The organism is Sporosarcina sp. SAFN-015, from assembly GCF_051966875.1.
Classification (GTDB): domain Bacteria; phylum Bacillota; class Bacilli; order Bacillales_A; family Planococcaceae; genus Sporosarcina.
The window spans coordinates 255,805-268,060 of record NZ_JBQCKP010000003.1 but is presented as its reverse complement, the minus strand read 5'-3'; the positions used below and the strand labels follow the sequence as shown (position 1 = coordinate 268,060).

Sequence of the window (12,256 nt, the reverse complement as noted above, 5' to 3'; positions counted from 1 at the left end):
ATCCATTGGAGCATGTCATTGAGATGTTGAACATTACGAAGCAATTCGGTAATTTCCGGGCGAATGACAACATCACCTTGCAGTTGAGGAAAGGGGAAATCCATGCGCTTTTAGGCGAGAATGGAGCAGGCAAAACCACATTGATGAATGTGTTGTTTGGACTCTATCAACCCGAAGAGGGCGAAATACGTGTCAACGGAAAGAAAGTCAACGTAACGAATCCAAATGTCGCAAACGATCTTGGTATCGGGATGGTTCATCAACATTTCATGTTGGTTGAGAACTTAACCGTCACTGAAAATATCATTTTAGGTAATGAACCTAAAAAGATGGGCGTCGTAAATATTAAAGATGCAGCAAAAAAAGTTGCCGAGATTTCAAACACGTATGGATTGAATGTTGATCCCTATGCGAAAATCGAAGATATTTCGGTTGGGATGCAACAGCGTGTGGAAATATTGAAAACGCTTTATCGCGGTGCTAATATTCTAATCTTTGACGAGCCGACAGCTTCCTTGACACCTCAGGAAATACAAGAGTTAATCGGAATTATGAAAAAGCTCATTACAGAAGGTAAATCAATCATCCTCATTACTCATAAATTGCAAGAAATAATGGACGTATCCGATCGCGTAACAGTCATCCGGAAAGGCCAAGGGATCGGGACGGTCGTCACTTCCGAAACAAACCCTGAAGAACTTGCCACTTTGATGGTTGGTAGACAAGTCACATTCAAGACTGAAAAAGGCCCTTCTATTCCGAAGGAAGAAGTTTTGAACATCGAAAACCTAGTCGTCGTCGATTATAGGGGAGTCGAAAAAGTGAAAGGCTTGAATCTCTCAATCCGAAAAGGAGAGATTGTCGGTCTGGCTGGAATTGATGGAAATGGACAGTCCGAATTAATTGAAGCGATTGCAGGCTTGCGAAAAGTGAAAAGCGGAAAAATCACGATAAATTCAAAAGATATAACAGGATTGAAACCGAGAAAAATTACGGAAGCTGGATTGGGGCATATTCCGCAAGACCGACACAAACATGGCCTCGTCCTAGACTTCTCAGTCGGCTACAATGTCGCATTGCAAGAGTATTATCATGAGCCGTATTCGAAGAATGGTATTATGCAATATGATGCCATTTCAAATAAGGCAAAGAAAATCATTGAAGAATATGACGTTAGAACTCAAGGCGAACACGAGCTTTCCCGCGCTTTATCCGGAGGGAATCAGCAAAAGCTCATTATCGGACGTGAAGTTTCACGTGATCCCGATTTGCTCATTGCTGCTTTGCCAACCAGAGGTCTAGATGTTGGGGCGATTGAATTCATCCACAAAAGACTTATTGAACAGCGTGATAAAGGAAAAGCGGTTTTCCTCATTTCCTTTGAATTAGATGAAGTTATGAATGTGTCTGATCGCATTGCGGTCATTCACGATGGTCAGATCGTCGATACGGTCATTCCATCTGAGACGAACGAACAGGAACTCGGACTTTTAATGGCAGGACATTCAAAGGACGAGAAAGAGCAGCATGTTATGAAAGAAGGTGTGGATCGAGATGTCTAATAGAGTAATCAAAATTTTAGTGCCAGCCATTTCGATCATCCTTGGTTTACTCGTCGGAGCTATCGTCATGCTTTTCAGCGGCTATGATCCTATAGCAGGTTATATAGCATTATGGAATGGTATTTTCGGAGATAGTTACGCAATCGGTGAAACAATCCGGCAAATTAGCCCATATATTCTTGCGGGTCTAGCAGTCGCATTCGCCTTCCGTACGGGACTTTTCAACATCGGTGTTGAAGGTCAGCTCATGGTCGGATGGTTTGCAGCTGCATACGTCGGCTCGGCGTTCACATTGCCGATGTATATCCATTTGCCATTCGCACTATTAGCGGCAGCAGCTGCCGGTGCGTTATGGGGATTGATTCCTGGGATTTTGAAAGCGACGTTACGTGTTCATGAAGTTATTGTTACGATCATGATGAACTATGTTGCCCTTCATGTCGTTAATGCATTGATCAAAACAGTATCTGGCGGTAGCTATAAGACGGAAAGGATACAGCCGACCGCTTCCTTGCGTTCGGAATTCCTTTCGAATTTGACTGACTATTCCACTCTTCACTACGGAATATTCGTAGCTCTTGCTATGGTCGTCGTGATGTGGTTCATCCTCGAAAAGACGAAAACCGGATTCGAATTGAAATCAGTAGGTTTCAACGAGAACGCTTCCCAATACGCAGGGATGAATGTTAAGAAAAACATTATTTTATCTATGGTGATCTCAGGTGCATTTGCAGGTCTAGGAGGAGCCATGGAAGGGCTTGGAACATTCGGAAGTATGACAAACCAAGGTGGATTCACTGGTATCGGGTTTGACGGGATCGCCGTCGCATTGCTCGGTGCAAACGCTCCACTTGGAATCATCTTCGGAGCATCATTGTTCGGGTCGTTGAAATATGGTGCGAATAATATGCCGAATGCGGCAGGAATTCCACTTGAAATCGTATCAATCGTCATTGCACTCATCATATTCTTTGTTGCTTGCGGATATATCATCCGGGTGGGACTGCAACGGTTGAATAAGAAAAAGGAGGCGAAATGACATGGGCTTTTTAGAAGCACTTTATTTTATCGTGCCGACTTCGATCGCTTATGCAGCCCCCCTTATCCTAACTGCAATCGGTGGCGTTTTCTCTGAACGTTCCGGTGTCGTCAATATTGGACTGGAAGGCCTCATGGTCATGGGTGCATTCGTAGGAATTGTTTTCAACTTGGCTTATGCCGATGTCTTCGGCGGTTGGACGCCGTGGATTGCTTTATTAGTTGCCATGCTTGTTTCCGCACTATTTTCGGTTATGCATGCCGTTGCTTCGGTTTCATTCCGAGCAGACCAAGTCGTATCCGGGGTCGCAATTAATATGCTAGGTATTGCAATTGCTTTGTTTTCCGTTAAAATGATGTTCGGAAAAGGACAGACGGATTTTATTCAAAAGAAAATTCCGCGTGTCAACATTCCAATTTTGCAAGACATCCCAGTAATTGGACCAATGTTTTTCAAATCGGTATATGGAACTTCTGTTTTGGCGATACTCATTGCGATAATTGCATGGTTCGTTATTTATAAGACGCCATTCGGCCTTCGTCTCCGTTCAGTAGGGGAGCATCCTATGGCCGCGGATACGATGGGGATCAATGTGGCAAAAGTCCGTTACACAGCAGTTATTTTGTCCGGCGGTTTAGCTGGTATCGGCGGTGCTATCTATTCACAAACAATGACCGGAGATTTCGGTCATGCGACGATCAACGGCCAAGGATTCATGGCTTTGGCGGCAATGATTTTCGGTAAATGGCATCCAATCGGTGCAATGGGAGCGGCCCTTTTCTTCGGGTTTGCCCAAGCGCTTGCAATCAGCGCCGGTTCTATAAGCTTCATCGAAAATGTGCCGACAGTTTATTTCTATATCTTGCCTTATGTTTTGACGATCCTTGCGTTGGCAGGGTTTATCGGGAAGGCGAATGCTCCGAAAGCGAACGGTGTACCATACATCAAAGGGAGCAGATAATCGATTTTGTCGCCTGGATTCCTATCGAATGGAGTCCAGGCGTTTTGTTTTGTCTTTAATTAAAGAGGGAAATTGGTAAAAAGCGTTTATTTTGCCTTGTTGATATGATGAAATGTATATTGTAGAAGGGTATTCGTATAATAAAGAAAAAACGAGGTGTTCGTATGTTTACAAAGGTCGAGCTTCAAAAAGGAGTTAATTTATATATCCGTAAGACAGAACAATTTAAAACGATCACAATGTCTATCAAATGGTTGGCTGAACTGGATGAAAAACAAGCAGCATACCGGGCAGTTTTATCAAATGTACTCCAAGATTCGAACGCTGATTATCCAAAACAAAGTGATTTGCGAAAAGCGTTAGATGAATTGTATGGAACCGTTTTCTATATGGATGCAGGCAAGCGCGGCAGCTCACACATCTTATCGTTGAATATGGAATGTGTAAACGATGAATACCTCTCGACGACTGGCGTTTTTGATGAAGCGTTGAATATGGTCAACACGATCATCTTCAAACCGAACTTTAAAGATGGAACTTTTGATGAGTCGATTGTCAGCCGGGAAAAACGGACGGTGATTGAAAGAATCCGATCTATTTATGATGACAAAACTAGATATGCCCATAAGCGCATGCTAGAGCTGATGCGTCCAAATGATCCTGCTTCTATGTCATCAAGCGGAACGGAAGAGGATGTTGAAAGCATAACGAGTGCAACGCTCCTTGATACATACAAGAGAATGTTGAATGAAGATGAAATCGACATTTATGTCGTTGGAGATGTCCAAGAAGATGAGCTCGTTGAGAAAATAAAATCAATGTTCGATTTTCCTGCTAGAGAAGTGACGAAAAAACAATATGAACAAAAAGAGACTGAGAACAAAGAAGCCCGCCAAGTTTTTGAAAGGCAGGACATGAAGCAAGGGAAGCTGCAAGTCGGGTATAGAACGCCGATTTCTTTCTTCCATCCAGATTATCCTAAGATGCAAGTGGCAAACGGTGTACTAGGTGGATTTGCACATAGTAAATTATTCATGAATGTACGGGAAAAAGAAAGTATGGCTTACACGGTCAACAGTGCATATGCAGCTTATTACGGTATTGTGTATGTAATGGCAGGGATTGATGCGGAACTTGAGGAGAAGGCTGTCAAATTGATCGGCGAACAGATTGACGAAATGCAAAAAGGAAACGTATCGGACTTGGAACTTGACCAGACAGTCGCCTTGTTGTCGAACAGTATTCGGAGTGCATTCGACTCTGCAAGGGGCCAAATCGAGGTGTATGATCAGTACAAGCAGTTGGATGAGGATTTCACAGCCGATAAATGGATTGCCAAATGGGATGCGGTCTCCATCGAAGACGTAAAACAGATGGCATCACAAATCCAACTTGAACTCATCTATTTATTGTCGGGAAGAGAGGCGTAATGATGGAAAAGATCACTTTTGATAATTTACAGGAGACATTATTCCACGAAAGGCTCGACAATGGCTTGAATGTCTATATTTTGCCTAAACGCGGATTTTCAAAGACATATGTGACATTTACGACGAAATATGGCTCAATTGATAGGACATTCATTCCGCGGGGCAAGAAGGATTTTGTAACAGTGCCAGACGGAATAGCGCATTTCCTTGAGCATAAAATGTTTGATAAGAAGGAAGGGGATGTGTTCCAGAAATTTGGCGTCCTTGGTGCCTCCGCGAATGCTTTCACGTCATTCACACGTACATCGTACTTATTCTCTACGACAAATAACTTATATGATAACACAAAAGTTCTGCTCGATTTTGTGCAGGAGCCTTATTTCACTGAAGAAAAAGTGGAGAAGGAAAAAGGCATCATCGCACAAGAAATTACGATGTATGATGATAATCCGGATTGGCGAAATTATTTCGGGACGATTCAAAGCTTATATAAAGAATATCCAATCAACATCGATATCGCGGGAACGGTTGATACGATACAAGAAATTACAGCCGAGCACTTATATGAATGTTATGAAACGTTTTACCATCCTTCTAACATGACGGTTTTTGTCATTGGGGCAGTGGACCCGAAAGAAATGATGGATTTCATCCGCAAAGATCAAAGCAGCAAGGAATTTTCGGAACCGGAAGAAATTACGAGGAAGTATCCTGAAGAACCGAATGAAGCGAACAGGAAGAAAACAGTGCTTGAAATGGATGTCCTTCGTCCTAAATTCAATTACGGCATGAAGTGCCTTCATACAATGATGGAAGGCGAAGAAATGCTGCGCCAAGATTTGGCGATCAATCTTCTTCTAGATATTTTGTTCGGCCGAACGTCCGAATTTTACACGAAAGCATATAACGATCATTTAATCGATGAAACGTATCATTATGATTTCATATTTGAGAAGGGATTTGGATTCGCTATGGTTGAATCGGATACCGATAATCCATCAGAGTTAGAAGAAGCCGTCAGAGGTACATTGAAATCGCTTGCGGAAAATTGGACGATTACCGAAGAGGATTTGAATCGTGCGAGAAAACGGAGAATCGGTCAATTCATGCGCTCATTGAACTCCATCGAATTTATTTCGAATCAGTTTACTCAATACAATTTCAATGGCATGAATTTATTTGATGTCGTGCCGACCCTTGAACAAGTTAAGTTAGAGCATTTGCAGGATGCATTTAAGACGATTTCCAACGAAGAAAGCCACACTGTCATGACGATTGTTCCAGGCTCAAAAGAAGGCTGAAAATGAAGAGGTATGCTGTCGTTCTAGGCTCATCCGGAGGCATAGGGGAAGCGGTCAGCCGCCAACTCGCTGCAGATGGATGGTCCTTGTATCTTCATTATAATAGAAACGAAAGTCGCGCATTAGAATTGAAAAGGGCACTGCTTGAAAAACATCCAGATGGGGATTTCCAGATTATCCATTCGGATTTTACGAAACTTGACGGCGCACAAAAGTTGGCAGAGCAAGTCGGACATGTACAAGCGGTTGTCGTCGCCCTTGGTCAGTCGATGTTAAAATTATTGACAGACACGAATAGCAGCGATATGGATGCATTATGGCGTGTACACATGCAAAACCCTGCATTGTTCATCAGTCTTGTTTCGCCGCAGTTGCGCAGTCATCCAGTTTCCTACATCCTATTTATCGGCTCAATATGGGGCAATACCGGCGCTGCAGGGGAAGTGATGTATTCTGCCGTCAAAGGAGCACAGCATGCATTTGTCAAAGCATATGCAAAAGAGGCGGCATATACCGGGACAAGAGTAAATGCGATTGCTCCTGGTTGGATTGAGACGGAAATGAATGAAGAGTTGTCGATAGATGATAAACAGCTTGTCATTGATCAAATTCCTTTGCAGTCAACCGGACACCCCGAGCAAGTCGCGGATCTTGCAAGCTTCCTCGTAAGCGGAAAGGCAGATTATATGACTGGCGAAATTTTAAAGCTGAATGGCGGTTGGTATATATAGTGGTTGGTATATATAATAGGGGAAGGTAATTATCCCCTTTTCTTTTTTCCTTTTCTTCGCATCTCGAATCCGCTATTATAGAACTAAGTTGCGTCTTTTGCGTCCTACAAATAGAAGCGTTCCAAAAAACAGCCGGACAGTCACTTCCAGCTTTATGCGTTCATTATGAAAAAGGATCGAAAGGGTGTGTCGAATGGGTGAATGGTATGTCGAATATGAGATACAAGTGAATCGGCCAGGTTTGCTCGGAGATATTGCTTCCTTATTGGGGATGCTGCGCGTCAATATTGTAACGATTAACGGTGTTGACGGAGGACATCGCGGCATGCTTGTCAGGACGGAAAATGACGATCAAATCAAACGTTTCGAATTAATTGCATCCACGATGGAAACCATTCAGGTAAAGAAGATTCGTGAACCGAAACTGCGGGATATTTTAGCAGTGAGACATGGACGATACATCCAACGGGATATCGATGATCGGAAGACATTCAGATTTATTCGAAGTGAATTGGGAGTCCTCGTAGATTTCATGGCAGAGCTGTTCAAACAGGAAGGCCATAAATTGATCGGAATAAGAGGGATGCCTAGGGTCGGCAAAACGGAATCAGTCGTCGCTGCAAGTGTGTGTGCGAATAAGAAATGGATTTTCCTTTCTTCAACAATGATTAAACAGACCGTGCGGAATACTTTGGCGGGGGATGAATTCTCAAAGGATAATATTTTTATCCTCGACGGAATCGTCACGCGTAAATCCGGAGATGAAAGACATATGCAACTTGTCCGTGAAATGATGAGTATGCCTTCCATCAAAGTGGTCGAGCATCCGGACATGTTCGTTCAGCATTCTGAATATGACATGGAGGATTTTGATTATATTATCGAATTACGGACAGATCCTGACCAAGAAATTACATATGAAATGATGGAGAAAAACCATATGATGTCCGATGTCGGACCGATGGGCGGATTTGGTACGTTCAACTTTTAAACAGGCAGGTGATAAAATTGACCGGATTAGGTGATCGTCTTAAAGAGGCGAGAACAGCTAAGGGATATTCACTGGATGATTTGCAATCAATAACTAAAATTCAAAAACGGTACCTTTCCGGTATTGAAAATGAAGATTACAGCATGATGCCCGGCGCTTTTTATGTGCGTGCGTTCATTAAACAGTATTCGGAAGCTGTCGGTTTGGATTCCGATGAAATGTTATCTTTGTATAAAGAATCTGCAATGCATGAAAAACTCGAAGAAGAGAATGCTCAAATTACCCCTCCTATGACGAGGAGCCGAGGTATAAAAGGCAACAGCCGTCTGAATGAAGCAATCCCTAAAATTATCGTAGCATTATTTATTGTTGTAATTATTGTCGTTATATGGACATTCTTCCAAAAAGGCGCATCCAAAGATACCGGACTCGATGTGGAATCGGAACAACCAATTACAATGGATAGTAATCAGCCGCCGGCAGGTAATGTGGACGATGGTGCGTCGGAAGATAAGCCTGACGAGGAAGCAACTGAGCCGGATCCTGAGCCTGAAGAAGAGGTGAAGGAGCAAACTCTTACGTATGTAAATACGAGCGGAGAAGATTCCACATACACTTTGACGGATTCTGAAGAATTCAAGCTGAAGATCGATACGTTCGGAGATACGTGGATTGGCGTGCAGAATGAAAACAAAGAAGAACTTACGCCAGGTGCGAGAGTTATGAAAGATGGCGAAACGATTGAATTGGATGTTTCGGATGTTCAATTTGTCCGGATACGTGTTGCTGTAACTCCGTTTACGGATATTTATGTAAATGGGGAGAAACTTGAGTATGTATCAGATAAATCTACACAAAATATTTTTATAGAATATGAGAAATGAAAAAATAGTCATCTACAAAGATGACTTTTTTCATTCGGAAGGATAGTGAGACTAATGAATTTACCTAATAAGATTACAGTATCCCGCATTTTACTCATTCCTATATTTATCATTTTCATGGTTGTTGATTTTGGCATGGGATCATTTGCAGTGGGGGGCACAACTCTCTCTATGGAGCATCTGATTGGTGCTTTGCTGTTCATTATCGCTGCAGCGACAGATTGGTTCGACGGCCATTTGGCGAGAAAACATAATCTAGTTACGAACATGGGGAAGTTTTTGGATCCGCTTGCTGATAAACTTCTCGTTTCGGCTGCATTGATCATTCTAGTTGAACTTGGTTCGGCAGCTTCGTGGATTGTCATCATCATTATTAGCAGGGAATTTGCTGTCACTGGATTGAGACTTATTCTTGCAGGCGGCGGCGAAGTAGTTGCCGCAAATCAATTAGGGAAAATCAAGACTGCGACACAACTCGTTGCAATCTCCTTCTTATTGCTGAATAACATTTTCTTCGAAGCAATTAATTTCCCATTCGGTACAATCATGCTTTATATTGCTTTATTCTTTACGATTTGGTCCGGAGCGGATTATTTTTACAAAAACCGACGGGTCTTACTCGACTCCATGTAAGGGGATGGCACAATGAAAGCGGAAATCATCGCAGTAGGATCTGAGCTTCTATTAGGTCAAATTACAAATACGAATGCAGCCTTCATTTCAGCGCGTCTTGCTGAAGCTGGCGTCGATGTGTATTACCATACGGTCGTAGGGGATAATCCTAACAGGTTGGATGAAGCGATAACAATTGCACAAAATCGTGCCGATCTCATCATTTTTTCTGGAGGATTGGGACCTACAAAAGACGATTTAACGAAAGAAACGATTGCCAAGAAACTTGGCGTTGCACTTGAAAGCGATAATGATGCATTAATATCTATCGAAGCATATTTTAAACGGACAGGAAGGACGATGACCGACAATAATAAGAAGCAAGCGTTAGTGCTAAGCGGTTCGACGGTTTTAGCAAACAATCATGGGATGGCGCCCGGCATGGCGATTAAAAAGAATGGGAAATGCTATATTTTATTGCCTGGCCCTCCGCATGAAATGCAACCGATGTTTGAAAAGGAAGCGATACCTTATTTATTGGGAACTTCCGGCAATAAGGAAGTCATCGTATCACGAGTATTGAAGTTTTACGGTATCGGCGAAGCCGAGCTTGAATATCGTGTCCAATCGATTTTGGATAGTCAGACAAATCCGACCGTAGCACCTCTAGCATCCCCAGATTCAGTCATTTTACGATTGACTTCCAAAGCGGAATCGGTTGAGGCTGCTCATAAGTTGATTACGCCGGTGGAATCTGAAATCCGTTCATTAGTCGGCCAATTCATCTATGGTATCGATGAGGATTCGTTGTCCTCGAAGGCGGCTGAGCTTCTGTTAAGGAACGGGCTTACCATTGCCGCTGCAGAAAGCTTGACGGCTGGCCTATTCATGGCTGAATTGGCAGATGAACCAGGAATCAGCTCATCCTTAAAAGGCGGAGTTGTCGTTTATGATGAGAATGCGAAGAAAGAGCAACTGGATATTCCGGGGTCATTGCTTGATGAGTATGGCGTTGTCAGTTCGGAATGTGCTGCTGCGCTAGCCCGGAGTGTGAAACGAAAATTCAGTTCTGATATAGGCATTGGATTGACTGGTGCTGCCGGACCCGATCCGCATGACGGGAAGCCAGTCGGGACTGTATGGATCGGAATTGCTTACAAAGATGACGAAGTGAAAACGTATAAACTAGATCTTTCAGGTTCCAGAAATGCTAATAGGAAACGTGCAGCTCGATTCGCACTCTATTACGTAATAAAAGAATTGAAAAGTCGTTTACCCGAAAATTAATTTTTGACTCCTATTCTCATTTAAAATTGATTTATCCCCCTCATTCTCATTTAAAAATAGATTTTGATAAAATAAATCGAATAAGCGTTCGTTTTTTGTTTGAGTATTTCTCATAAAAGGAGTATAGTAGAGATAGGAAGAAAAGAATAACGCCTTTTAAGGGAGGAATCGTTTTTGAGCGATCGTAAAGCAGCTTTGGACCAAGCTTTGAAACAAATTGAGAAACAATTCGGGAAAGGGTCCGTCATGAAATTGGGGGAAAAAACCGACCGGGAGATTGCAACGTCTTCTACCGGGTCGCTTGCTCTAGATGCAGCATTAGGGGTTGGCGGTTATCCAAGAGGACGGGTCATTGAGATTTACGGCCCTGAAAGCTCTGGTAAAACAACAGTAGCATTGCATGCAATTGCAGAAGTGCAAGCATCAGGCGGACAAGCCGCGTTTATCGATGCCGAGCATGCGCTAGATCCAGTTTATGCACAGAAACTGGGCGTCAATATTGACGAATTGCTATTATCACAGCCGGATACGGGCGAACAAGCCCTTGAAATCGCTGAAGCACTTGTTCGAAGTGGAGCGATCGATATCGTTGTCATCGACTCCGTTGCAGCTTTAGTGCCGAAAGCGGAAATCGAAGGGGAAATGGGAGACTCGCACGTTGGTTTGCAGGCGCGCCTTATGTCGCAAGCACTTCGTAAACTATCCGGTGCTATTAATAAATCGAAGACGATCGCAGTCTTCATCAACCAAATCCGTGAAAAAGTCGGCGTCATGTTCGGGAACCCTGAAGTGACACCAGGTGGACGTGCATTGAAATTCTATTCATCCGTCCGCTTGGAAGTTCGCCGTGGTGAAGCGATTAAACAAGGAAACGACATTATGGGTAACAAAACTCGTATCCGTGTCGTGAAAAACAAAGTTGCTCCTCCGTTCCGTACTGCTGAGGTAGATATCATGTATGGAGAAGGGATTTCCAGAGAAGGTGAAATTGTCGATCTTGGCGCTGAACTGGAAGTTGTCCAAAAGAGCGGTGCATGGTACTCCTATGAAGGGGAACGACTTGGTCAAGGACGAGAAAACGCCAAGCAATTTCTTAAAGAAAATCCAGATATTCGTGCGGAAATCGCAAACAAAATTCGCGACTCCTACGGAATGGCTGCAGCCAACTACGTCATCGCAGGCCATGACGAAGACGACGAAGATGAACTAGATCTATTTGTTGAAGAGGAAAAATAATTGATCAACAAACGGGCTGCCTTTAAGGGCAGTCCGTTTTTGTCATCCGGTTCAGGTAACCAAAGGCGCCCTCCGCTTTTGTTTACGTCTAGACTCCAGGCGGCAGCTTCTCGGGTCATAAGGCAGATCTGCTGTACGGCAAAGATCGCCGTTTCGCAGATCTGCCTTATGCCTGTCGAAGCTAAACGCCGCCCTCCGCTTTTGTTTACGTCTAGACTCCGG

Annotated in this window: 11 protein-coding genes; all 11 read left to right on the top strand. The window is 43.3% G+C overall.

The window, feature by feature from the left end; translation table 11 throughout:
• Nucleotides 1–5 precede the first annotated feature (5 nt).
• The 11 genes from ACTHPA_RS07135 (at nucleotide 6) to recA (ending at nucleotide 12,034) form a co-directional block, all read left to right on the top strand.
• Complete coding sequence (locus ACTHPA_RS07135; protein WP_440499468.1) at nucleotides 6–1,562, top strand: ABC transporter ATP-binding protein; 1,557 nt, start codon at nucleotides 6–8, stop codon at nucleotides 1,560–1,562.
• Nucleotides 1,555–2,601, top strand: coding sequence for an ABC transporter permease (locus ACTHPA_RS07130; protein WP_440499467.1), 1,047 nt, complete (start codon nucleotides 1,555–1,557; stop codon nucleotides 2,599–2,601). Before ACTHPA_RS07135 ends, ACTHPA_RS07130 begins: the two co-directional genes overlap by 8 nt.
• Before the next feature lies 1 nt (nucleotide 2,602).
• Entirely contained in the window at nucleotides 2,603–3,562 is a 960-nt protein-coding gene (locus ACTHPA_RS07125) for an ABC transporter permease (protein ID WP_440499466.1), read from the top strand.
• A gap of 164 nt (nucleotides 3,563–3,726) precedes the next feature.
• Nucleotides 3,727–4,992 (top strand): EF-P 5-aminopentanol modification-associated protein YfmF, encoded by a 1,266-nt coding sequence (gene yfmF / locus ACTHPA_RS07120; RefSeq protein ID WP_440499465.1) that lies wholly within the window; start codon nucleotides 3,727–3,729, stop codon nucleotides 4,990–4,992.
• 2 nt (nucleotides 4,993–4,994) lie between these two features.
• The gene (yfmH, locus tag ACTHPA_RS07115; protein WP_440499464.1) at nucleotides 4,995–6,293 is read left to right on the top strand and encodes an EF-P 5-aminopentanol modification-associated protein YfmH; all 1,299 of its coding nucleotides are present in this window, start codon (nucleotides 4,995–4,997) and stop codon (nucleotides 6,291–6,293) included.
• A gap of 2 nt (nucleotides 6,294–6,295) precedes the next feature.
• Nucleotides 6,296–7,024: an elongation factor P 5-aminopentanone reductase gene (gene ymfI, locus ACTHPA_RS07110; protein WP_440499463.1), complete on the top strand. Its 729-nt coding sequence runs from the start codon at nucleotides 6,296–6,298 to the stop codon at nucleotides 7,022–7,024.
• 193 nt (nucleotides 7,025–7,217) lie between these two features.
• Complete coding sequence (locus ACTHPA_RS07105; protein WP_440499462.1) at nucleotides 7,218–8,015, top strand: YmfK family protein; 798 nt, start codon at nucleotides 7,218–7,220, stop codon at nucleotides 8,013–8,015.
• A gap of 17 nt (nucleotides 8,016–8,032) precedes the next feature.
• Nucleotides 8,033–8,899, top strand: a complete 867-nt coding sequence (locus ACTHPA_RS07100; protein ID WP_440499461.1) for a helix-turn-helix domain-containing protein — start codon at nucleotides 8,033–8,035, stop codon at nucleotides 8,897–8,899.
• Between the two features lie 54 nt (nucleotides 8,900–8,953).
• Nucleotides 8,954–9,532 carry a CDP-diacylglycerol--glycerol-3-phosphate 3-phosphatidyltransferase gene (pgsA, locus tag ACTHPA_RS07095; RefSeq protein WP_440499460.1) on the top strand — a complete coding sequence of 193 codons (579 nt, stop codon included), beginning with the start codon at nucleotides 8,954–8,956 and terminating at the stop codon, nucleotides 9,530–9,532.
• Nucleotides 9,533–9,544: 12 nt separating this feature from the next.
• Nucleotides 9,545–10,798, top strand: coding sequence for a competence/damage-inducible protein A (locus tag ACTHPA_RS07090; RefSeq protein ID WP_440499459.1), 1,254 nt, complete (start codon nucleotides 9,545–9,547; stop codon nucleotides 10,796–10,798).
• Between the two features lie 174 nt (nucleotides 10,799–10,972).
• Nucleotides 10,973–12,034: a recombinase RecA gene (gene recA / locus ACTHPA_RS07085; RefSeq protein WP_440499458.1), complete on the top strand. Its 1,062-nt coding sequence runs from the start codon at nucleotides 10,973–10,975 to the stop codon at nucleotides 12,032–12,034.
• The last annotated feature ends 222 nt before the right edge of the window (nucleotides 12,035–12,256 follow it).

Excerpts from the sequence above, each read along its gene's own strand:
- ACTHPA_RS07130 (WP_440499467.1), top strand. The coding sequence starts at position 1,555 with ATGTCTAATAGAGTAATCAAAATTTTAGTGCCAGCCATTTCGATCATC.
- ACTHPA_RS07125 (WP_440499466.1), top strand. The coding sequence starts at position 2,603 with ATGGGCTTTTTAGAAGCACTTTATTTTATCGTGCCGACTTCGATCGCT.
- yfmF (WP_440499465.1), top strand. The coding sequence starts at position 3,727 with ATGTTTACAAAGGTCGAGCTTCAAAAAGGAGTTAATTTATATATCCGT.
- yfmH (WP_440499464.1), top strand. The coding sequence starts at position 4,995 with ATGGAAAAGATCACTTTTGATAATTTACAGGAGACATTATTCCACGAA.
- ymfI (WP_440499463.1), top strand. The coding sequence starts at position 6,296 with ATGAAGAGGTATGCTGTCGTTCTAGGCTCATCCGGAGGCATAGGGGAA.
- ACTHPA_RS07105 (WP_440499462.1), top strand. The coding sequence starts at position 7,218 with ATGGGTGAATGGTATGTCGAATATGAGATACAAGTGAATCGGCCAGGT.
- pgsA (WP_440499460.1), top strand. The coding sequence starts at position 8,954 with ATGAATTTACCTAATAAGATTACAGTATCCCGCATTTTACTCATTCCT.
- ACTHPA_RS07090 (WP_440499459.1), top strand. The coding sequence starts at position 9,545 with ATGAAAGCGGAAATCATCGCAGTAGGATCTGAGCTTCTATTAGGTCAA.